The organism is Acinetobacter sp. CY73, from assembly GCF_059515865.1.
In genome coordinates this window covers 49,887-71,100 of sequence record NZ_JCAKMZ010000017.1, presented here as the reverse complement: position 1 = coordinate 71,100, position 21,214 = coordinate 49,887, and the positions used below count along the sequence as shown (strand labels likewise).

12 protein-coding genes and 1 pseudogene are annotated in these 21,214 nt (G+C 37.6%); 7 read left to right on the top strand and 6 right to left on the bottom strand.

Features of this window, described 5'->3' with window-relative positions; translation table 11 throughout:
- Window positions 1–52: 52 nt before the first annotated feature.
- From AC5YD2_RS09585 to AC5YD2_RS09570, 4 genes are all read right to left on the bottom strand, one after another.
- Window positions 53–985, bottom strand: coding sequence for an IS5 family transposase (locus AC5YD2_RS09585; RefSeq protein WP_496126117.1), 933 nt, complete (start codon window positions 983–985; stop codon window positions 53–55).
- A 786-nt stretch (window positions 986–1,771) separates the two neighbouring features.
- Window positions 1,772–2,839, bottom strand: coding sequence for a PoNe immunity protein domain-containing protein (locus AC5YD2_RS09580; RefSeq protein ID WP_496126116.1), 1,068 nt, complete (start codon window positions 2,837–2,839; stop codon window positions 1,772–1,774).
- Between the two features lie 4 nt (window positions 2,840–2,843).
- A complete protein-coding gene (locus AC5YD2_RS09575) occupies window positions 2,844–4,289 on the bottom strand; it encodes a hypothetical protein (protein ID WP_496126115.1) in 1,446 nt (481 codons plus the stop codon).
- Window positions 4,286–7,363 (bottom strand): type VI secretion system Vgr family protein, encoded by a 3,078-nt coding sequence (locus AC5YD2_RS09570; RefSeq protein WP_496126114.1) that lies wholly within the window; start codon window positions 7,361–7,363, stop codon window positions 4,286–4,288. The genes AC5YD2_RS09575 and AC5YD2_RS09570 overlap by 4 nt, the downstream gene beginning before the upstream one ends.
- Window positions 7,364–8,127: 764 nt before the next feature.
- Between AC5YD2_RS09570 and AC5YD2_RS09565 the strand changes: the two genes are divergently transcribed.
- Entirely contained in the window at window positions 8,128–8,307 is a 180-nt protein-coding gene (locus tag AC5YD2_RS09565; protein ID WP_496126113.1) for a hypothetical protein, read from the top strand.
- 138 nt (window positions 8,308–8,445) lie between these two features.
- The gene (locus AC5YD2_RS09560) at window positions 8,446–8,712 is read left to right on the top strand and encodes a hypothetical protein (protein ID WP_496126112.1); all 267 of its coding nucleotides are present in this window, start codon (window positions 8,446–8,448) and stop codon (window positions 8,710–8,712) included.
- 50 nt (window positions 8,713–8,762) lie between these two features.
- Here AC5YD2_RS09560 and AC5YD2_RS09555 read toward each other — a convergent pair whose 3' ends face one another.
- Both AC5YD2_RS09555 and AC5YD2_RS09550 read right to left on the bottom strand, forming a co-directional pair.
- The gene (locus AC5YD2_RS09555; RefSeq protein ID WP_496126111.1) at window positions 8,763–8,945 is read right to left on the bottom strand and encodes a hypothetical protein; all 183 of its coding nucleotides are present in this window, start codon (window positions 8,943–8,945) and stop codon (window positions 8,763–8,765) included.
- Between the two features lie 522 nt (window positions 8,946–9,467).
- Window positions 9,468–10,217: a metallophosphoesterase family protein gene (locus AC5YD2_RS09550; protein WP_496126110.1), complete on the bottom strand. Its 750-nt coding sequence runs from the start codon at window positions 10,215–10,217 to the stop codon at window positions 9,468–9,470.
- 581 nt (window positions 10,218–10,798) lie between these two features.
- On the opposite strand from AC5YD2_RS09550, the gene AC5YD2_RS09545 reads away from it, so the two are divergent.
- The 5 genes and pseudogenes from AC5YD2_RS09545 to AC5YD2_RS09525 all read left to right on the top strand — a co-directional run bounded on the left by AC5YD2_RS09545 (window position 10,799) and on the right by AC5YD2_RS09525 (window position 21,191).
- Window positions 10,799–12,433 (top strand): HNH endonuclease, encoded by a 1,635-nt coding sequence (locus tag AC5YD2_RS09545; protein ID WP_496126109.1) that lies wholly within the window; start codon window positions 10,799–10,801, stop codon window positions 12,431–12,433.
- A gap of 78 nt (window positions 12,434–12,511) precedes the next feature.
- Complete coding sequence (locus tag AC5YD2_RS09540; RefSeq protein ID WP_496126108.1) at window positions 12,512–13,096, top strand: class I SAM-dependent DNA methyltransferase; 585 nt, start codon at window positions 12,512–12,514, stop codon at window positions 13,094–13,096.
- A pseudogene (locus AC5YD2_RS09535) lies at window positions 13,089–13,236 on the top strand (HNH endonuclease); the annotation flags it as partial. The gene AC5YD2_RS09540 and the pseudogene AC5YD2_RS09535, both read left to right, overlap by 8 nt.
- A gap of 390 nt (window positions 13,237–13,626) precedes the next feature.
- Complete coding sequence (locus AC5YD2_RS09530; RefSeq protein ID WP_496126107.1) at window positions 13,627–17,202, top strand: hypothetical protein; 3,576 nt, start codon at window positions 13,627–13,629, stop codon at window positions 17,200–17,202.
- 8 nt (window positions 17,203–17,210) lie between these two features.
- Window positions 17,211–21,191 carry a hypothetical protein gene (locus AC5YD2_RS09525; RefSeq protein ID WP_496126106.1) on the top strand — a complete coding sequence of 1,327 codons (3,981 nt, stop codon included), beginning with the start codon at window positions 17,211–17,213 and terminating at the stop codon, window positions 21,189–21,191.
- Window positions 21,192–21,214 lie beyond the last annotated feature (23 nt).

Sequence of the window (21,214 nt, the reverse complement as noted above, 5' to 3'; positions counted from 1 at the left end):
GGCTTTGTTGCACAAAGGTTTGAAAGGCAGAGCTACCCTAATTGAGTTAAATTTAAGAGACAACTTGGGTATGAGGGCGACCTAATTCTGTGAATTTATTCAAGACCGCTATGCGTGCATGAATCTCATTCACCTGACTAGGGAAACTTCTTGATGTTAATTTATCGCCTAATAATTTGATGCAATGCATCTTGGTTTCCACCAAACTTCGACGATGATAACCAGACCACTTTTTCCAAAGCGATCTTCCTAGCCGTTTGACTGTTTTCAATAACTCATTGCGTTCTATAGACCTCGCTTGTTGATCTTTCCAAGGTTTTGCATTCTTTCTCGGTGGAATGACCGCATATGCATCTCGATCTAAAATGAGTTGTCGGCAGTGCTTCGTGTCATAAGCACCATCTGTATAAACAGAATCAATTTGTTCATCCAAGGGAATTTGAGCAAGTAAATCTTCAAATACTTGAGAATCACTGACATCATTTGTGGTGAGTTGTACTGCACGTATTTGCAGGGTTTTAGCATCTATAGCAATGTGAAGCTTACGCCATTGGCGACGATATTCAGACCCATGTTTCTTGCATTTCCATTCACCTTCACCAAGAAACTTCAAGCCAGTAGAATCTACAAGTAGATGCAGCCCATTACTACTTTTTTGATAGCTAATCGCAATATTAATATGCTTCTGTCTACGACAAAGGGTGGAATAATCCGGAGCTGTCCAATCTAATCCACAAAGCTTAATCAGGCTTTGAACAAAACCTGTAACCATGCGTAAAGAGAGTCGAAATAGAGATTTGATCATTAAGCAGCATTGAATCGCTGTATCGGAATAGGTTTGATTTCGACCTTGCTTGCCTTGTGATTGTGCATACCACTGAGTCTTTGGATCAAACCAAATGGAAATATTGCCTCGATTAATTAAGGCTCGATTATAGGATGACCAATTGGTTGTATGGTAGATTTTAGCTGCAGGTTTATTCATTTTGAAATTATATTGCTGAATAAGCCTTACATGCTAGGTTTATGCAACAAAGCCCTCATCAAGTAGAAAATACAGAGGCAAATTCCAAAGAAGATATTATTTAATTAATAGTTATCTTCGTATAGAGTGTTCAAAACCAAGACCTTGAAACACCTGTGGATTGAGATAAATATTAAAATAGATCCTATTTTTTCTAAAAATAGTGTAAAAAAACTCATTGAATCCACATTAAAAATAAGTATTACTACAAAAATCTACCACTTGCTTTAACTGAAAAGATTGATATGTTTGTTACGTAATTATCAGGATGATTTATTATTACCCAATCAACACCATTAAAACGGAGAATAAATTTATTAGTAAACGCCCAAAGATAGGATTTTGATGCTTCTAATTTGAAAAACAAGATTTTCATCAATTTGACTACTGATATTAATTTTGTTCAATTTGTGGTTACTATATATGTATATACCTTCAGAAGACCCTATGTAGACATTACCTGTATATATCATCAATAGTAGTCCACTAATTCCAATTACGAGTAGTCCAGTAATTTCAGTTAAGTAAGTCCATTGGGTTCACAAAAAAGCGAGATCCCAAGATTCTCGCTTTAATCTTAATTCTTAGATTGATCAATTACTTTGAAGGATTGTATTAATTTCCTTTTTAACCTCTTGTACTTCCTTGATTTTGGGCTTTATTTTGATTCTATGGCGTAGCATATCCAGAATAACGAAAAAGTGAAAATTATTGGTTCTACGAAAAAAATGCCCCGAAGGGCATAAATCATTCTTCACCATCAAAATACCAATACACTTCACCCCAATCTTGTTCTGAAAGCGTTGGTAAAATCTCACCTTTATTAAAGTGCAGACGTTGATTTGGCTGAGCAGGTGTCGTCCAATAACCTGTTTTTGGACATTTATCCCCACCTTTGATTTTAATTTTTTCTACCGAATCTTGTGCTTGTACTTTTTCTGATTGTGCTTTAGCAAAATCAACTAAATCTTTTGGATAAAATTGGTGATCTCGATAAGTGGTGTCATCAATATCTAACAACCATGTAACAGCTGCTGCTTCCCATGACCAATAACCATAATAACTTCTACCAGATCTTAAGTCGGTTTCTGGATGCTGTTCAAAGTATGGTTCACGACGACTGGCTTCATACCAATCTTCTAAGTATTGCAACATCATTGCTGGACGCTTTTCTGCATCCGCCTCAAAAACTTTAATGAGCTTACGATAAGGCAAATGACGACGTGCATCATTCGGTGGTATGCCTCGATCTGTTACAAATGGAGCAACTAATCGCTCGATTAGGCCATCTTTTTCCTGCCCTTCAGGAGTTGCTTCCACATAATCGATAATTGGCATAATTCGCTTCATTTGATCTGTATAGCCTGTAAGTAAGCCGAAGCAAATTAAACGCAAAGCAATATACCAATAATCTTCTGTTCCTAATGAAATATGCCAAACATAACGCCCACCTGCATCTGGGCTTAAATTATAAAGATGACTCGTTTCAGCATATTCTTCTGTCCAATGAAGAAGATAGGCATAAAGTTCTTTTATAAAACTTAAATCCCCACCTGCTGAATATTGTAAAGATATCAAGTTCAGAGCATCTTTCAGTCTTTGATGACCAGATGCTATATATCCACCAAATTTAGAATCATTTTTATAATGACTAAATCCATCAACAACTGTATATAACCCATTAACAAACGTATCAAATCTCTTGTGATACATTTCTTGCTCAAGCAACTTATCTCTAAATAAACTTGTATCTTTTACTTCTAAACTCAACCATTTTTGCCAATCTATTTCTTTATCATTTACTTGTGTTGACATTCTTTTATCTCTCCAACATCTCGTTTGGTAAAACAAATTCTAATTTAATACCGTGTGCGGTTACTGTCCGTGTACACTTAGGTTTATTTAAGCCTTTACATTTTTCATGATGATCGAATTTATCACCAGTAATAGTGACCAAACTTCGATCATATGGACAGCGAATTGAGATAGTTTTACCTAGTTTTCTTTCTGTGGATGGTTTGAATTTAACTCGTCGCCAATCTTCTATTTTATCCAATAAATTGTCGTGTTTTGATACTATTTGGGCTGAATCTATTTTACTAGCAATCCATAAATGTGACATTTGCACCCCATCACTCACAGTCGTCCCCACTGAGCGCTTCACTTTATCATCTTCATCAGATGCCATATAAACATCTAAGCCCATTTTCAATGCCATCATGGCTGCCTTTGGTGTCATCAGTGTTCGATGGCTCAGTGCATTGGTCGCTTTACTGTCTGTAATACGATACTTATGCGCTAAACGAGCACTATGCCAAACATGATCAAGTCCGTTATGACCTGTATCATGATATTCATATAGCACTCCATTATTGTTGATTTTAGAGCGACTTTTCATACGTTTTACATAGTAGTAATCTGTTATATGTTCACCACCTGAACCAAGTTCTTGATTCGATCTTCGCTTACGTTTTAATTGTTGTCGTTTAGTTGAAGTATTTTGACGCCCTGGACTTGCATTATTACCACCTGTATTTCTTGGTACATTGCCATTTTGCTGAGTTCGTGGGGCTGGATTATTATTTGGTTTGCTTGTTGTCGGTGTTCGAGATGAAATAGGCGCTTTAGCAGTTGTATTTGGGTAGGGTGTTGCAAGTGCTTTTTTATGTGCAGCTTGCATTTCTTTCATGACCATATCAATTTTTTGATTAACAACCTTTTTCATTTTCTTAAGTTGGGTCACTAAAGATTTTAATTTAGCATTACCAAGAACAGCTCTCGTCATCCAGCTATCAAACACATCAATTAAACCATCAATAATTTTATTACTGGTCGTTTGCAATTCCTTTGTGTATGTATTCCAATTTAAACTTCTAAACCATTTATCTACGTCTCCCCGCAAAGTTTTATTTGGAATCGCATCTAAAATCGCGCCCATAGCTTTGCCAGATCGTAATTGTTTAAATACAACTTTTAGCCCATCACCAGCGCCTGGTACGAAAGCAACAAGATTAAAAACCAAATCAAACCAATGATCTTTATTATCAGGTTTTTCTGATATTTTAACGACTGAAATAATCACATTCCCTACATCAACACCTTGACCAACAAAGGGAATACAACCAACTACAACAGCAACAATAATTTGAGCAGGACTGGAGCCACTACCATCAAGCACACCTTTAATCCATTGAGCCGCCGATGCTTCCCCTTTAGCTGTTACTCTCACAGCTTGCGTTGAACCCTTGGCTACGGCAGTATTCATTGTTTATCTCCTAGGTCTAATCTAGAAGTAGAATCATCTGTAAGTAAAATTTCTTCTAAATCATCTGCTATTGCATCATCTACATTATTTTGTTGTGGTATTAATTGTTCTTCATAATCGCTCACATGATCGTCGTATTCGATATTATTCGACGTAAGCATGTCTTCAATTTCATCGGGGAAATATTCATCTAATAATGCATCTAATTCTTGTTGGTTGTATTGCTCAATAAGTTGTTCAGCTTCAATAACACTCATCACTTTTTGATCTTTGAAAGGATTATCAATTTTTTCTCTATCTGGTTTCGCCTCAACACTACTAAAGCCATAGTAGACTTTAGGTTGAGTTTTATCACTAGGAATAGTGACTTTGGCATAACCTTCGGCATCTAGTACACCTTCTTGGGCAGAACCATCAGCAAAAATCAGTTTAAATGGAGCTTGTGCAACAGGCTTTAAGTCATCATAAATGTATTTTAATTCCAACTCTTTTGGCATTAAATTTAGAGCTGGCAGTGCAGGTAATGTTGAAGATACCTTACCGCCACTTATAAACTTATGTAGTCCAGCTTTTACCTCAAACTTCCCACCCGTAGTAGGGAAGATACCCGAACCATTGATCTTGATTTGTGATCCACCTCCAGTCAGGACTATTTCTTTCGGACTAGTGATATAAACCGTATCTTCCGTCGAAATGATCTGAATCCCTTTACGAGCAATTAAATCAGCACCATCACCTTGTGCCTGTATTTCTATCTTACCTTTACCTGCAAATAACCTTGCACCTTCCTGCGCTGCAAATAAACTGATTTTGCTTTGTGCATGTATAAGAAGACTCTTTTGTGTACTCAAGTTAATGCTATCACCAGCGCTATGACTGATTTGACCATCTGCTGATAGATGTACATCTTCATTGGTTGCTAGGGCAATCGAATTTGGTGAAGTTAATACCATAATGGCTTGTTTAAAGGCTTTTGCTTTAGCCTCACTTTCTTGTTCAATTTGTTCTATAAATTGCTTCAGATTGTCTAATACTTCTAAAGGATCGGTTTGTTGATTTTTGGCTACTTCACTGAGGGCTTTAGAATTATTGAGATTGGATTCCAGTTGCGATTTGGTTTCTGCTGCATCCAAATGCTGACCATTAGCTTGATCTTGTTGGTAGGTAGAAAGGAGTAATCCTTGCTTAGCTCTCAGTGCTCCCCATTGATCTGTTCGTAGTTCAAAACCTTCTCCACGTCCATCACTCGTGTTTGTCTCTTTCGGATGGCTAAGATTACCTAGATTGAGCTGTGATGTCCCATGACTGCTCTGCAGTTGGGTAGAGATTTGTCCAGTCGTATCATCAAAACGTAGTTGACCAAAGCCTTCGCCTTGGACTTCTTTGGAGCGAATCCCTGAAAGCTTCTTGGTATCAGGGAGTTGTCCTTTTTGATCAAACTTAGTTGGACTACGATGTGCTTCATGAATACGACCAACGACATATGGTCGGTCGATATTGCCATCAAAGAAGTTGATGACAACGATTTCACCAATACGTGGTAAGAATCGTGCACCATAACCTTCACCTGCCCAAGGGGTGAGTACATCCACCCAAGCAGAGTCGGTGTCATTATTATTCGCGCCTGAACCATTGTCATGCGCATGGTCTTCTGTTCGAGTAAATAGAAAACGGACTTTAATTCGTCCCCATTCATCGACATGAATTTCTTCACTCTCAACGCCTACGACTTTGGCACGCTGTGGATGGGTCGTAGGTCGATCTTCTAAAGGATTGTACGACGGAACAATATCAATGTTTCGACGTTGTAATATAAGGTTATTGGCTTGGCGTTCATCTTGATTGTTAGTATGAATTTCAGGTTGTTGCCAATGGCTTTCTTGGAGTAAGGCAGTGACTTGATCAGTAAGATCTTTAGGTAAATTATTTTGGTTATAAAAGGTCTTTGCGGTGATTAGAAACTCTTGATCTGAACCTTGATGTTGATCAATTTCAGGATGTTCTTTGAAATTAAACCAATAACCAACATGTGCATCACGTACTGTTGAGGTCGCACTGAAGTATTTGGCTTGCGAATTAAAGTATTTGCTTAAATTGTCATTCAGTTTTTCGATTTGTTTGTTGCCTGATTGAGTTGCACCATCTTCACCTTTGAGGTTTTGTATCCATGCAGGACTGACATGAAAGGCTTGTTCTAAGCCCAAACTTGCTACCTCTTGATTGTCTGAATGCTGATGTTTTGTGAGTACCGAGCCTGCACCTTCTTCTTGTGCTAATGCATCTGCTTGCCATCTTTGAACATGGACCGCAGTTGGTTGTAGAGAACGTAATCCTGTAAATGCGGTAATGCTGTCTTGTCGTTCTGTAGCACTACTTCGATGGAAACGAATATTACGACGATCTAATGCTTGAAATTGGGCATTATCATCAATTAAGCGAAGCTTTTGTGGTTTGATCTGTTCAGCTGAACTCAGCACGGTATGCTGTGCTTCATCAATTAGAGTTGTCACTCCTTCTGAGGCTAAAAGGCGTTTGATAAAGTCGTAGTCGGTTTCATTGCTCTGCATAATGAAGGGGCGAACATCATAGCTTTTGCTTAATCCGCTTTTATCTAAGCTTAAACTTGCAGCGAGTAATGGGCTTTTCGCTTGCCATTCTTTGAATAAAATATCGACCACATCAAGTACGGATTTATTCATAAATACACGGCTATTTCTGCGGTGTTTGAACAATGCTGTTGGGTCTTCTACGGTGAGACGATAAATCGTCAGTGAGCCATCACTCGCACCTGCATCAGCTTTGGTGATAATCCCAGTCGTACGAGTCAACTGCGATTGATCAGTGACAATATCTATAGCAACCTGACTACCAATGAATTGTTTTAAGGGAATAGTGGCATCTGTTGCTAGGCAGATTAATTGGAGGTGAACACTATCATTCAACTGATGTGTACCATCAACACGTTGCAAAAAGACTTTGTTATTTAAGTCAGTATTTGAAAATTGGATATGAATAGCACGTTTCTGAGCGGTCAGTCCAAGTTGCTCTAAAGCAGCGTATATGTTGATAGCCATATTGTTCTTTTTAGTCATTCTTTAATCTGTGTTTAATTATATCAAACACATTTTTAAGTCACTATAGATATTTGTATGACTGCGACAGCTTATGACTTTCTTCAATTATACCAACTGAAATATTGTCACTTAAAAAGATGATTTATATCTTTTAAGTGCTGTAACCGCCTTAATGTAAGTACTTATATCTGAGCAAGCTTGCTGTACAGTACAATTCTGGATCATTGCATATGAGTTGTCTAAACCGACTCAAAATAAATCGTAATAAGAGTCATTATTTTTGCATGGCCTAACTTTTTTGCTGAATTTTAAAGCAATGCTGTTGAATTTAAAAATTTTAACACTAGGGCTCAGTAATTAACTTTTATAGTGTTTCATTCGTTATAGTTTTTAAATTCATCAGCGCGAGTACATGATAACTTTAGTATTAAATGTATATGAAAGGATTATTTGTGACTAGAAATGTAAAGAGGCAACTCAGTTTTTTTCTCATTATAATATGCGGAGTCATTACTTATAATTATATAGCTACTCATAAAGTGGAAAATACTGAATTGAATTCCCGCGTTCAAGAGCGTGAGCGAATATTTATGCAAAAACGGGCTGAATACATAAAAATACACGGCGAGACCAGTATTGCTGATCAAGAAATTAAGCGAGAATTATCATTCAGAAGTGGCCATGCTTTATTGAATAGTTCTTCTTCGTATCACAGAGTGTTGAAAAGCAAGAACTTGAGCAATCTGTAAAGTGAGGTAAACATTATGGTAAATCGAATTGCTACTAAAGAGAATGCAAATATAACCGCTGAGTCCGAAGAAAAAAATCAGCAAGATGAAATAATAAAAGATAATTATCGAAGGTTGATACTAAATGCAACTCATCATCTTCCTATGAAAGCCGTTATAACTGAACAAGATATGATAGAGTTTTTAGAGGACTGATTTTAAATACATTGATCAAATTTTATTTGATCGCCGTGATTAAAAAGGGGGATTATCTGATCGCTAGATCATTCCCTCATTTCAATTTATATTGTAATTTGTTGGTCTTATTTAAAATAAAAATCAAGGGGGTAATTGATGTCGAGAAAAACAATAATGACCACAAATGAAAGGCGTCTTCAAGCTCTAAATCAAATGCGTGCGAGTTATAGAGGTGTGCAACTCTTAAGACAAGATAGAATTAAACTGATTCAACATGGTGCAGTTGTTCAATCGCATGAAAGTTCGATCAATGACAGTGATCGTACTCTGTGTGATGATTTATCAATAGAGGTTGATGAATGTGATATGTTAAAAAAACGGCTGAGACGATGCATGCCTCTACAGGTGATACAATTTGGTTGAGTTTTTAAATATACAATTCAAGTGCTTTCTGTTGTTTTAATGAAGAGCGCTCAAAATTGCTTGTGGAAGTCTTCAATTGAGATTTCTTGTTCTACATAGAAAATACCATTTTGGTCTGCTTTCATTTTTTTAATAGAATTACCTTGGAACTTGTTGATTTCGAGTAGATCTTTAAGTATTTGATCTGCAATTTTATTCTTGCAATCATTTTCTGGATTTAAAGGAATCGACATGAGTTTCTCCTAGTTCAGATGTGGTATAAATTTCATTATCAGTATTGCGGAAAATTTGAAAATAAATTGATGTAGTGAATAAAAATGGCTGAATGCAGTTACGCCTATTGAAGAGTATGATGAGTTTTATCTATCTGCGAGCTTTTGTAATTCATCTCTATGTTGATGAATTACACGTTTTAAATGATGTAATACAATACGTTGAGTTGCTTAGCTGTTATCAAATATCATAGGTATAACTTCAATAATTGGGCGTGATCTTTGTTCAACATTTTTAAAATCGATTAGTCTTCTCATTTTTCCATAAAATTTTAATGGTGTTATGTTATGTAATTCTATACTAATTAGAACCATGAGCTAAAGCTTAAAAGTCCTAACTGCACTATTGAGTATCAAAGAAACCATGTGACGTCACTTATTTTAGGTTTTGATAGGACTGATGCTTCATCATTAATATTGCAGACAATTTTAAAATCGAGTTATCTGACGCTTTAAAAAAAGGTTTCAGAAAAATATATCTATTTAAACTTCGATGATCAAATTTTCTCTAAATCCATTGTTCCCTTGCTCTTGTGGGTACCCTAAAGGATTGATGACTAATCTACATCCATCGACTACAGTATCCACTGATGTATGGGTATGTCCCGAAATCCATAACTTAAAGCCTTTGACATCTAAATCATTAATAAAATAGGGATTGAGGGCTGATGCGATAGGGTGATTACTCCAATATGGATCAAGACAAGCTAAATGAGGTGGAAAATGCGTAATGACGATTACATCATCTTGCCCTCTAAACTGCATAATATTTTGATGATATTTTTTAAATAGTTTTATGTAGTTATCGGCGGTTATAGGTCTATTTTCATGGCCAATCATGATTTGATCAAAATCATAAATCGATTGTTCAGCATCTTTTTGAGACTGTAAAATTACGCTAGGAGATGTAAGTGGGGAATTGGACCAGAAATTCGTAAATAATGTGCCGCCAACAAATATTTTATCTCGTATTTTGATATGGTTATCTTCAAGTAGTGCATTTTCAGGGTAATTTTCTTTCAAAAAATCTACGACTGAATTGTAGTTAGAGCTGTAGTAATCATGATTGCCCAAAACAAAGATAAATTTTTTATTCAGAGATTTACATTTTTCGGCAAACTCAATTGCACCACTTAAGCGATTAGAAAAATCGCCAGCGTGAATAATGACATCAGCTTGCTCTGATATTGAATATTTGGAATTATGAGTATCTGATAAAATTTGCAGTTTCAATCTACTTCCTTTATTAAAATATGCTGTTCAAATATATACAGCTTTATTCTAATCAGTTTACATCAACTAAATATTGTGAAAATTATAAGATACTCATCTGTATTCATAAGCCTCTAAAAATATAGGTAATTATTTTTGAATTAACTGATTAAATATTAGTCATAAAATTTGACCAATTGAATTTATGCACATAAGATAAAGATGTTACAGCAAAATCTGTGACCAGGCGTGGAAACCTGTTACTCAACGAACTAAAGAGTCGCTTTTAGTGGCTCTTTTGTGTCTACATGGCGCTTTTATGGTAAGCCAGGTAGGGCAGTCTTTGACTGGCCGTTTCGTTGAGCGGTATTTCCACACCCTATTTGGTTTGCCTCCATCTCGTGGAAAGGATGTTGGCAAACGACAATCTATCAACGAGGTTTAAAATGCGTCTGTATATTATTTCTATCTGTTTTTTCTCTAGCAAAAAGATACTTCTGAATTAATGAATATTTAATTCATTAATCACTAACTTTAATTTTAATTACTTCTAATTTCGTAATCTTACGAGATATAGGGAAGTATTGCCTAGAGAAAATAAAATGGCCCGTACTAAGCTTTTAACCAATATTATTCAAAGAAAAATGATGGTGCTTGACGAAATGTCGCACTCAAATCTGCACCATAACTTTGAAATATCACTTTATGACTTCGCCAACCATGAGATTCTAGAAAAATTATATAAAGCAGATAATCAACGCTCCACAGAGTGTTGGAGCCCTGCTGAAATTCAGGAGTTTATTCTAAACTGTTTGAATGATCGTAATGTCAATTTATGCGTTCGCTATTGGAAGGATGCCACTGGCAATATTTATATTATCGATGGTGGGCACAGGATTTCAATCATTTATGCTTGGATCAAAAGATACTTTATTGATGAGCAAGTAATAGGAGCCCCAAAATTCACGGCACCACAAAAACGAGATATTCGTCAGATTCGTAATCGATTAGGTGGATTAGCTGATTTTCAAGAGTTATGTGGCGATTCTGAGTTTCAGCAAAAATTAAAATCAACCAAAATTAATTTTATTGAAGTCATTGGGACACCTGAGGAAGCTCGAAAAGCCTTTTGTTCAATCAATTCGGATACGAAGCGATTAGATCCAGATGAAGAATATCATTTACAAAATAGGGGGAGTGATGCTTTTTATGTGATTTATGCGTGTTGTTATATAAACGATAATAAATCCAACTTGGCTGAACTGAATTACGAGCGGATAAATGAAGTGATCACTTTGGGTGAGCAAATTCATGATCATCTTTTTAAGATAATACTTTTAGAGCCGGATTTAACACATGGTAAAAAAATCGGCTTGGTCAATGAACTCCTGAATATCATGTTTGGTGATACTTGTCAGAATACTATGAGTATAGACCAAGGTCAGCGTATAGAAAATTTAATGCTAAAACTTAGAGTTGTACTGTGTCGTATCGCTACACCAGCAATTAGTATTCGGATTCCAAGTCTTGGCTTACACCCAAAACTATATTTTTATAAAGATAATCGTTTTCAAGTGACATCCTTTTTGGCCTGGTTCTCTATCGTTTGTGAAATTGAAGAAGACTGTTTTGAAATACAGAATAAAAAGATAGATTTTATTGGATTTACTCGAGCACGCCGTGGTGTTGAAAGTTTAATTGAAAAAATTCCTGTGGCGATCAAAGAAACTGTAGGTAAGTTTGGTAGCGGGATCAGATCACATGAGCGATTGAAGAACGTGTATCAAGCCTTTATCTGTATTGGACTCAATATGGAATTAGATTTTGAAGATGAAGTTTGTTTGAACACCGTCATTCTTTCGATGAGTCAATCATTTGATTATATTAATTTTAATGATTTTTACCTTGACCGTTTTGGTGGTGATTATGATGAGAGCATTGTGGATGATGTTGTTAGCTTTGTGAAATCAGCAAGACAAACAAAGAAGAAAAAACCTCTAAATTTTTCACTCGCGACCAAAAGAAATCTTTATCAACGTGAGGAAAGGAAAACTTGGAGCTATTGCGAAGTATGTGATAGCGCTTTATACCTTGAATCGACTGAAGTAGATCATCGTGAATCAAAAGCAGAAGGTGGTTACGGTGTTTTAGAAAATGGAGCAATTATTCACCCGATATGTAATCGTTTTAAGTCAGATCGTGCTTTGGAAGAAGTAAGAGCAGATTTATTTGACTAAAAAGATAAGGGAGCAAATGCTCCCTTATCTTTTTGTTTTTTAGTAGACTGGGGTCAGTGTTTAGCCTAAGCAATCAATATGAAAACAATAGACTATTACAACCAATACGCAGATCAATTTTTACAAGCCACGTTGTATGTGGATATGGAAAGCCTATACCAACCATTTTTAGCTGAGTTGCCAGATTCAGCACGCATCCTGGATTTAGGCTGTGGCTCAGGGCGTGACACTTTGGCTTTTAAAAATAAAGGCTATCAAGTTGATGCTATCGACTATTCTGAAGTATTGGTCGAACGAGCGAGCCAACTGACTGGTATCGCTGTTCAGCAGCAAAGTTTTTATGAGCTTGATATGCACGATGTTTATGATGGGGTATGGGCATGTGCCTCTTTACTACATTGTGCTCGTAATAGACTCCCTGATGTTTTAAAACGTATTCATGCTGCATTACGCCGTGGCGGTGTGTGCTATATGTCTTTTAAATATGGAACAGCAGATAGAGCAAAAGGCGGTAGAGCATTTACTGACTTAAATGAAGAACAGGCTCAGGAATTGTTAGATCGGTTGAATGGGGTTAGGGTATTAAAACAGTGGATTACAGTAGATCAGCGACCTGATCGACAAGAAAAATGGCTGAATATACTTTGGGAAAAACATGCCTGATTTTATTCTTACAGCTCAAAAAATTGAAATTCCTAAAAAATATCTAACTGGTTCTATAGTCGGAGAGTTTTAGTAGTCATTATAAATTTGCACTATTGATTATTCTCAAACGATTAGCTATTGAAAAATGGCAGGACACAAGGATTACATAACTGATTGGGTGTGGCATTCGAATCATGAAAGACCACACCAAGCTAACAAAGGAAGATCACCTTTAATGGCTGCTTAACCTCTACTTATAACTTCGGTTATTTATAGGCTACCGAGGATTCCATGGTTTTTAATCCGCGTCTGTTTATGAAGTCATTTTACTGTACAAGTTTCCAAGTTATATAGAAAATTATGGTTATCAATATGATTTAATTACCCCCATAATATCAAGATATGTGTGGCGATTTAAGAAATCTCTAAATAACTTATATTTACATTCTTAATTAAAAAAAATATGATCAAAGTTCAGACAGAGGATTTTGATATTTAATAAATATAAAAATACCTCTTAGTGCCAACTTTGTCATGGATAAAACTTAATGCAATTAAATAACAATGGTTCTAGTACTGAACTAAGTACACTCGCACCTAAAATAATTCTTTCCCCTTTATTAAAAGCTATGGTGGGGACTCTTAAAAACCATCAGTCAGATCATTTCTTCAATTATTATGGGCCTTCTCATAATTTGCATTTTGATGCCACCGCTTTTGTGTCTGCAGTATTTAAGCAGATCGGGACTAAAAACGATTCAAAGCCAATTTATAACATCATCAAAGATATTCAATTATTACCTGAAGATTCAAAACTCAGAATAAGCACTTTATTTGATAAGGAATCTGAAGCTAAAACTGCCCAGACTTATCGTGATTTAGACCAAGTGATGTCTGAAATTGTTCAGCAAGTACTTCAAAATGCTCCGACAGGTATGGCACTGAATTCTCTCAACCAATTCTTAGGCGATCTCAAATATTCTGATCCAGTGATTGCCAAAAATTCTCAGTATCCTATGCAAGTCAAAGGACAATCTAAAGTAGCTTCTTTGCAATATACTAATGACTTAAAAGCAAAAGATGGCGAATTACGACTTTTCACTGTTACTGAAGAAATCAGCAAACCTCAATGGGTGAAAGAGGTTTGCGAGGCAATCAAGGCCATTGTGAAGCAGTCCTACTCAGCTGGTGAAAAGATGCCATTAGAGGTTGCTGAACGTATGCAGGAAATTCTTGATGATGAATGTTCTGCTGAAAATAATGATATCCAAAATCTACTTCATTTCGTAGAAATCAAAGCACTATCACGAGCTCGTATCCGAAATTGCTTCAAAATTATGGAGATCATTGCGGATCACATTGAGAAGACTGAGCGTAACGATTTCAAGCGTGAGTCCGCTGTTTCCTATATCCGTAAAGCAATTGCTTTCTTTGAGATTTTTGGTAATCGAATTGCTCCATGGAATGAGGAAACAACGGAAACCATTAAGGACTATGGTATTGACTTTGGTGCTATCTATGGCGCTGTAGGTAAAGTTGATTTTAATGGTTTGCTGGCCTATGTTGGAGCAACAGATGCTTTGCCAATCTGGGTAAAACCAAAAATTGAAATGAATGATATTCGTCATGAGGATAAGGAAGGGCTATCTCTAAAACGTGAAGTCACTTATGCCTTTCGGGTGAATGGGGAGTTTGTTAAAGAGGAAAAAGTAAGTTCATTTAACTCTAAGTTGCAGATCAATTATAAGACAAGCAAAGGCAACCGTTCGGGTGCAGATACTATGCTGACTGCTTATGAAGCTCGTCTGCATACTATCAATAAAGCATTGCTGCTGAAGGATATTGTGGATGATAAAGGTCAGCCGATTTCTGAAGAACGATTAAGCAAAGAGTGCTCAGATCGCGTTGCTCAAGTAGAGATGTTCCAGCTCATTATGATGTACTTCGTCCTATCTGGGGCAGACATGAAGATTTCAGATTTTGAAGGGGCATTCAATAAACTGGTTGATGCATTCAAGAATCCTCAAAAAATCCGACTTAACCTTACTCGTATCTTAGACGAAAAGCTCAATACCGAAAAAATGCATGAGCGAATGGAGGCGATCACGTCTACGATCACTACGGCGCTAAAAGCGAATCTGGATTCCATCATTAGTGAGATGGAAAAGGATAGTAGTCTTAAAACTGTACTCTACATCCTTCCAAGTATTGTGAATCTAGATGTATTCAAGAGTTCAATTGGTGAAGATGCGGAACAGTTCTTTAGTATATTTAAGGGTAAAGAATCGAACTTTTACAGCTACATCTCGATGGTGGATGCTAGCCGTAAAAAGTTGGCGAAAATGAGCCAAGACGAAATCATTCGAAAGAATGATTATGCTCGTAAAGCCCTAAGCGAGATTGAGTTTAATTCCACACTGAAAATTCGAACGTTGGTACCGATTGAGAATCCTAATACCGACCTAGATCAATTTGATGTCGCTCGTAATCTGAATATTCCTTGTTTACCAGTATTGATGGTGCCGACCAACAAGAAGGTCAGCGACAATGGGCTGCCACATTTTTATCATCCTGAGAGCTTAAGTTATGACAACTTGTTATCTAAATACAAGGTCATGATTCATTATTCATCTAAGCTATTTCGATTGAGTGACCTAAAAGGCGGCCATGCTCAATTATGTTTGGATGAAAAAGAAAATGCTTTGATCATCAGTACGTCATGTTTTTCGATTGCGATTCATCTATTCCTTAAACATCTGATTAAAGAAGTAAAAAATCAACTGGGTATTGAAGAGCGCTTATATGTACCTGTAATGCGAATTGACTCAGTTGATGAACATGAGAATGAAGAAAAAGCCCAATTTCAAAGGAAATCAAAAAAGATCCAAAAAGGTGGGTTTAATCCTGAGTGTAAACGAGCGTATGCCACCGCTTATACCCTTGAGAAGTTGCTGAACAATTATGATGCTATTGTGAAGGTACAGGGCCTTAAGTATCAACCAGATCCTATGCCTTATGGTAATCAAAATGGTGAGCGAGTTTGTGCCCCGGTGAATCTCGCTATGGATAAAACAGTGACTTACCGTATTCAGGCTGCAATTGAAGCACTGTCAGGATATTCAGAAATCATCATCCCATTTGAGGGCACTAAGGACAAAATTGCCTGTATTAGCTATAACTCTCGACCTGAGAATGATGTGGAATTTAAGTATCAGCATCAGAAGGATTTGCTACTTCTTAAACCAGATTATGGCTACATCTGCTACGTCTATACACTTGAGCGTATCAACGATAAACAGGGTCGCTTATCACTACAGAAGGTCAGTCATGCCCCAGTTGCTGAAGACAATCTGAGAACAAGTAAGGCGATGCACCGTATCATCGAAAAACTGCAGTCAGATGGTTTTGAAGATGTTGTATTGCTTTCACACCATTTTGCACAGCGTAAGATCGGTAAGACTGAAACCAGCAACTTGATTCATGAAAGTGAAAGTGCTTTGGATCAACTTGATCAGTTGTTCCCGAATATGAATTTCTATCCATTCCAGTCTGATACGATCCCAGCACTGAGCTTAAAAACCAGTGATAACAGTCGTGTCTATGAGGTACCGCACCATCAGTACCATACGGCGATCATCAATCAAAAAGAATATAAACAATCCTTGTCCGTATATAGCTTTGCGACTAAACGTACTGTGGGTGTTCGTACTCAGAATGGTATTTGTTCGTATTTCTATATGCTAACCAGTCAGGAGCATTCGATTCATAACGATAAACGAATCAGATTGCACAGTAATATTATTGATGTGAATGATTCCAATGAAATGAAATCAATTCGCTCTGTATTGCGTGGTCTACATTACTTTGAGTCTGAACGTCCTACAGCTGGCAAAAACTTCACTCCGGTACTTGAGCCTTCCCATATTCGTGGCACCACTGGCATTCAAGAGCTTGGTGAAGTCATAGTGTCGAGTCGTCTAAATAAAGGCGAAGTCGTCATGAGTCTGCCAGCCTTAATCGGCAAGCTCGAAGAATACGTTATTCTGAAGAATGAAGACTTGATTGAGCCAATCGAGCCGTCTCCAGAGGGAGCTGAAGAAATTTTAGCGACTGATGTGGAGTAAGCGCCGTGGTGAACAATGAAGCCAAAGTTTGGGGCGAGGTTTATGAGATCGCTGTTAAACGTGGTTCGATTATGGCTTTGCTTGATGCAAAGCTATTATCAGCCAGCCATCCTGTAGTAGCAGAATGGAATAGTAAACAGATTGCTGATGTCTTTCAGGAAATGAAGGAAGCGCTATATAGCGATGTCATTAATGCCGCTATCCATGAAAATATCGAAAGCTATTTTCAGCAATTGATAAAAACTGGGTTCGGGCATGGTTATACCAATACTCGTGAGTTTCTAAGAAAGATCAAGCCAAAAGGTATTGCAAGGGCTAAAACGGCGAATGCAAGACCAAATTGGAGCTTATCTGGCATCTGGTGTCCACTGACAATGCCAAATGATATAACCCAGACCATTGTAGATGACTACACAACTGAGGAAGAACATATTGCTATTAAAGCCTTCAAGGAGAAGGCGTTGGAAACATGGAATCAACAATTCAGTCTTACCCACGCTAAAATGTTTGGTAAGGGTATGTTTGGTCGTGCTGATTTCCTGGCGGTAATCAAAGTCAAATCCAACTATTATGTGCTGGTTCAGGAATATTCATTATTTTACGTTTTAGGTGAACCAGAACAATTCAACGCCAAGGATTCTTGTACCTATTTGCAAGAGTACAAGCGTTACATCAAACATTCTGAATCCCAAAGTGTTTTCTCATACGTGAATGCAGAAGCTCAAGAGATCCCATTTAAGTTCTCAAAAAAACTACGTGAATACTTGAGAGCCTATGTCCGTAAGGAAAAAGTCCTATTTAAGATGGCGCAAGGCTGTTCGTATGCAACCACTTTTGTTGATTCTTTTAAATGGAAGTTTGAACAAGATGACATGCCAAATATTCGTCTGAGTGTGATGGCGATCACCAGCCGGGGAAGTGAGTACATCTCTGCTGAATTTGCGGATAAAGATAAATCACCAGAGCTGGAAATTATGTATCAGCTGGGCAAGGAGTATCAGGATAACGTTCTGAGTCTGGACGATATGGATGAACGCACGAAACTGCAAGTTGAGATTCTGAATTATCTGGTGAATGAACCTGTCAAAAACATCTCGGAAATCGTGTCCAAAAATATTAGCGATATTTCCTATGGTCAGGATCTTACTTTCACTATTACTGAAAGGCTTAAGGATTTTGTGAATCCTAACCAGCCACTGGCTTTAGAGTGGGTTTTTGACTTGATAGATCGGCAAGTCGATGACGAAGACCATAACCAAAAACTTAAAGAGATGGTGCAGGCTGAGTTTAAAACAATTCGTAAGGGAAAAATTGAGAATAAAACTTCATTCACCTTACGTGATTTGCATAAATGCGCCGTAGTACTGGCACTGAAGGAAAGTAAACAAGGTCGGGTGAATTTCATCTGTTTGACTGGTACGCCGGGGATTGGGAAAACATCGAGCGTTAAGACCTTATTGGTGGATTTGGAAGGTTTTTTCTTCTTCTACGCCAGTCCACGAGTGTTGATTAACGATGATGTGGTCAGTGATTTATCTAAAATCTCAGCTACGATTACCAGTAACAGTGATGTGGTGACACAGGCACAGCAAATCTATTCGAAGATTCACAATACGGATTGTAAGGTGAATGCTCGTGGTGCCGCTATTGTGGGTGGTGTTGAAAATCTGAAGATAGATCATGGCTCAAGTGTTCTATTGTTCAAACAAGATGAATACCGGAAGCTCAAAGACCTGGAACAGAATGCAAATGCCAATAGACGCTATGCCAATACCTCAGAATCTAAAATTACGGCAACCAATAAGAAGTTTGCTAGAGTGTTTGATTCATTAGGGGAAGCGACCCAGCAATTGCTTGGGTTCCATCCAGAGCTCAATAAGCTGACGATGACTGTAGCAAGTCAGGCATTCATGCCATATAACACCACACCAGCTGGACCACGAAACCCAAGGGAAACCCAAAATAAAACTGTGGCAGCTTCCAGTTTGGATGGGTTGGAAAAAATGTTCCAATACAAAATCGATAAGAAGCCGACAGAGGCCAAAATCGAACGTAGAGAGTTTGCCAAAAAGTTCCCTAACATTGTGGTGATGTTTGATGAAATTACAGGGGATTCAGGCACACGTACTTTTATCAATGAAATGCTGAAATTCCTTTCCAAAAACTTCATTGAACCGTTTCAAGGTAATTCACCATTTACGGTGACTGTGATTCTTGCTGATGCATCCCTCAGTAATGTGAATGCAATCCAGAACTACATGAAGAAACAGGTTCAGTTACCAGCAAAAATGTTTATCTCTCCATCTTTGGGTAATTTCCCATTCAAGATGCAGACTGCAGATCTGGATGATGGTAACTGTGTTTGCTCTAGTATCCATATCATGGCGAACTGTTACCCGGCAAGTGATCTTAAAATCCAATATATGCTCAAGCAATACGCCGTAGTCCCTGAAACAGATGATTTTGGCTTGGATAAGAACCTGAATCATTTATTTCGCCAGAAAGCTGGGGAAAGGACTCAACAGACTGCTATCGAGCTTATCCAAAAGAATCTTGAAGATGGTAAAAAGCAAGTTATCTACTTTGCTCAGGATAAAAATGCATTGGCTGCACTCAGAGATGCATTAGTCGATGAAGGAGTGGTTGAACGCTCCAAGATTGGCATTTTTGATAGCCAGTTAATGGGATACCACCGTTCAGAGTTGCTGGATCGCAAAGAGACATTGCAAGTCGTACTAATTACTTCGACTGCGGCTAGGGGGATTTCATTCCCAAACTGTGATTCAATCATTGCTGCCATGCCTCGTTTCGCAATTGAAGCCTCTTTAATGGAAATCGCCCAGCTTGTTTACCGGGGACGTGGTGGATATTTGGATAAAGAGAAAAATGAGTGGGTCAACGGCGATGAACGTGATCGTCTGCTGACGATTCTGGTAGAAGATTTCTACTTGGTATCTAATGATGAAACTCAGACAGAGCTTGAATATAAAGTTAAGAGCTCATTGGATATGCTCTCAATTTTCATGCTTATTCGTGGGACTTTATACACTCGTATCACTGGGGATGCTGGCTTCAAAAAAACTCAGATTGCCATGATCCCAATTGGTGAGGTGAAGGATAAAGCCAGTGATAAACCGGGTTTAGCTTCTTTGATTAGGGATTTTATGAAGGACGTGAATAGTGTTCTTTATAAAATTGTTGCAACTGAAGGTGAGTTGGTAGGTAGGCTTAAGGCTGTGGTAGAGAAGGCCCAAACGGTTTACTCAGCAAATAAGCTCAGTTCCACCTATAGCACTAAGACCAACAAATATCGAAGTTTTTACACGCCGACATTAACGCCTGAGTTAAAAGAACTTCTGTTCTACGAGAAATGGTGCCGGGACCATCATTCGCTTAAGTCTAGACTACTGACCATTAGCGATCAGGAAGATGCTTTGACCATTCCTGAAAATATCTATATCTGTGGTCCTGTGATTATGGAAGATCGCTCGAACTTCGGTAACAAGGAGTCGTTTGATATTGCCAATGACAATTTCTCACAGGATTCATTAAGGACATTCCTGAATGAGTTGATCGCCCTGCAGATGGGATTCCCTCAGTTGAATGCCTATAAGAACATTCAAAAGCATATCAGGGAGATCACAAATATGATTTCTGCTGTTCTTGAATCAGAAACAGATAGCTACACGAAAGAAGTTGAACAACAGGGCATGATGCGTAAGCTCTGGGTGACGTACCCGATAGCAGCAAATGAGCTGGTTAAACTTAAAGATAAGAGCTTTGATAAAGACTGGTTTGATGCATTGAGCTTTGAGCTGAGAGTGAGGAATGCAGAGTTTCCGGTAATGGCAGAATATCGGGATCATCCATTTCGTGGTACTCAGCAATTATCAGGGCATCCAGTGTTTGAAAGGTTGTTCGAGCAGACAAATTTCATGCTTTGTCGTGAATTAAACTTGGTGAATACTTTGACTATGTTTAATGAATGATTCAAATTATATTATCTATTTAG

Excerpts from the sequence above, each read along its gene's own strand:
- AC5YD2_RS09545 (WP_496126109.1), top strand. The coding sequence starts at position 10,799 with ATGGCCCGTACTAAGCTTTTAACCAATATTATTCAAAGAAAAATGATG.
- AC5YD2_RS09530 (WP_496126107.1), top strand. The coding sequence starts at position 13,627 with ATGCAATTAAATAACAATGGTTCTAGTACTGAACTAAGTACACTCGCA.
- AC5YD2_RS09565 (WP_496126113.1), top strand. The coding sequence starts at position 8,128 with ATGGTAAATCGAATTGCTACTAAAGAGAATGCAAATATAACCGCTGAG.
- AC5YD2_RS09580 (WP_496126116.1), bottom strand. The coding sequence starts at position 2,839 with ATGTCAACACAAGTAAATGATAAAGAAATAGATTGGCAAAAATGGTTG.
- AC5YD2_RS09570 (WP_496126114.1), bottom strand. The coding sequence starts at position 7,363 with ATGGCTATCAACATATACGCTGCTTTAGAGCAACTTGGACTGACCGCT.
- AC5YD2_RS09555 (WP_496126111.1), bottom strand. The coding sequence starts at position 8,945 with ATGTCGATTCCTTTAAATCCAGAAAATGATTGCAAGAATAAAATTGCA.
- AC5YD2_RS09560 (WP_496126112.1), top strand. The coding sequence starts at position 8,446 with ATGTCGAGAAAAACAATAATGACCACAAATGAAAGGCGTCTTCAAGCT.
- AC5YD2_RS09540 (WP_496126108.1), top strand. The coding sequence starts at position 12,512 with ATGAAAACAATAGACTATTACAACCAATACGCAGATCAATTTTTACAA.
- AC5YD2_RS09585 (WP_496126117.1), bottom strand. The coding sequence starts at position 985 with ATGAATAAACCTGCAGCTAAAATCTACCATACAACCAATTGGTCATCC.
- AC5YD2_RS09575 (WP_496126115.1), bottom strand. The coding sequence starts at position 4,289 with ATGAATACTGCCGTAGCCAAGGGTTCAACGCAAGCTGTGAGAGTAACA.